Source organism: Porticoccus sp. W117, from assembly GCF_030341905.1.
Lineage (GTDB): Bacteria > Pseudomonadota > Gammaproteobacteria > Pseudomonadales > Porticoccaceae > SCSIO-12696.
Genome location: NZ_JATAAF010000053.1, coordinates 1 through 1,277, shown reverse-complemented (window position 1 = coordinate 1,277; position 1,277 = coordinate 1). Strand labels below are relative to the sequence as shown.

Below are 1,277 nucleotides of genomic sequence, written 5' to 3'. Positions count from 1 at the left end.
TGTCCCGTCCTGAATAACGTTGACACTTTTCAATCACCAAATTGGAAAGTGATATGAAATCAACAGCTAAGCGCACTCAGCGTGATTATTCGTTAGCCTTTAAATTGTCCGTTGTTGACCAGGTTGAACGAGGTGAATTGACCTACAAACAAGCCCAGACCCGTTATGGCATTCAGGGCCGATCGACTGTTTTGGTTTGGCTTCGCAAACACGGTAGACTAAATTGGTCCCAAGGAACTCCTTACTTTTGCCGTCGAGATATAGCGATGTCAGAGAAACCAGGGCCACCCACTCCAGAGCAACGAATCAAAGAGCTTGAGCAGCAGCTCGCCGAAACCCAGCAAAAAGCGGACTTCTTTGAGGCAGTTGTTGATGTACTCAAGAAAGACTACGGAGTTCGCGTGACAAAAAAGCCTCGTGGCAAGTCATCGAGGAAAAGCAGATCCAAGGGCTGAGTGTCACGAAGGCGTGCCAAATACTGGGTATCAGCCGACAAGCATACTACCAACAGCGCCAACGGTCTCAGCAGCAGGAGACCTCTCATGAGGCTATCTTGGCTTTTGTTCGTCACGAACGTCTCCAGCACCCGCGCATGGGAGTGCGCAAGCTCCTGCATCAACTCAAGACGCAAACCGACCTGGATATAGGCCGTGATCAATTCTTTGATTTGTTGAGGCAGCATCGATTGTTGGTTCACAGGCAGCGCGCCTACCATAAGACGACGCAAAGTCATCACCGTTTCTGGTGTCATCCTAACTTACTGAAGGCAGGGCCTGAACAGGTACAAGCTGTGCGTCCAGAACACATTTGGGTAGCGGATATAACGTATCTACCGGTTAAGCAAGGAGAGGCTTATCTGAGCCTGATTACAGATGCATTCTCACGGAAAATCGTCGGTTACCATGTACATGGCGACCTCAAGGCGGGCTCAGTGTTGATGGCGTATAAAAAGGCGCTGCGTGAGCGCAATCAAGAGAATGAGCTTATCCACCACTCAGATCGAGGAATCCAGTACTGCTCTAAGCTCTATCAGGCCGAACACGAAAGACATGGGGTGCACTGCTCCATGACGGACGGGTATGACTGCTATCAAAACGCACTGGCCGAAAGGGTGAATGGGATACTGAAGACGGAGTATCTGGTGATGAAACCTGAAAATATTGAGCAGGCTACCGTCATGGTGGAAGAATCTGTTGAGTTATACAATAAACGGCGGCCGCATATGGCTCTAAAATACAAAACGCCCGATGAAGTCCATCGGGCGTTTTTAACCTGAA

Annotated in this window: 1 protein-coding gene; it reads left to right on the top strand. The window is 49.3% G+C overall.

The annotated features are described in order from the left end of the window. Nucleotides 1-53 precede the first annotated feature (53 nt). A protein-coding gene (locus QSV34_RS15150) for an IS3 family transposase (RefSeq protein ID WP_289156086.1) occupies nt 54-1,276 on the top strand; the annotation gives its coding sequence in 2 pieces (ribosomal slippage) (nt 54-405 and nt 405-1,276; 1,224 coding nt in all). Nucleotide 1,277: the final 1 nt, after the last annotated feature.